The following is a 604-nucleotide window of genomic DNA, read 5'->3' as shown; positions in this document are numbered from 1 at the left end:
CCGTTGGTATCAGACGCCCATGAAGGCATCAAGGCCGCCGTCTCCAAGGTCTTCTGTGCCACATGGCAGCGCTGCCGGGTGCATTTTATGCGTACCGTCCTCTCTCACGCCGGCAAAAACGGTCGGCGCGTCGTTGCCGCCTTTATCGGGACCGCTTTCGCCCAAAACGACGCGGCATCGGCTCGGACACAATGGCGGCAGGTTGCTGACCAACTGCGCCCCAAGGTTCCTAAACTTGCCGCCTTGCTCGACGAGGCAGAGACCGATGTCTTGGCGTACATGACCTTCCCCAAGGAGCATCGGGCCAAGATCCATAGTACCAACCCCATCGAACGCCTCAACGCCGAGATCAAGCGCCGTACAGACGTCGTGGGCATCTTCCCCAATGAAGCCGCCATCACCCGCCTGATCGGAGCGATCTTGCTGGAGCAAAACGACGAATGGGCCGTCCAGCGCGCTCGTTACATGCCCCTTGAGACCATGGCTCCTCTGAGCGATGATCCCTCCATCCTGCTGCCAACAGCGGCAGCTTGAACAACCCGGCCAAACCTGCCGGAGACCACCACGACAGCCCCCCTCCTACACCACGTCCGGGGACACGATC

Annotated in this window: 1 protein-coding gene; it reads left to right on the top strand. The window is 61.3% G+C overall.

Annotation, left to right across the window (positions count from 1 at the left end; translation table 11 throughout):
• Positions 1 to 534, top strand: a 534-nt coding sequence (locus ROR02_RS16495) for a transposase (RefSeq protein WP_174823046.1), incomplete at its 5' end; no start/stop codon positions are given.
• Positions 535 to 604 lie beyond the last annotated feature (70 nt).

The sequence above is a fragment of the Pararhodospirillum oryzae genome, assembly GCF_007992075.1.
GTDB classification, from domain to species: Bacteria; Pseudomonadota; Alphaproteobacteria; order Rhodospirillales; family Rhodospirillaceae; genus Pararhodospirillum; species Pararhodospirillum oryzae.
Note: the sequence above shows the minus strand (reverse complement) of the source record. Positions and strands in the feature narration are given on the sequence as shown.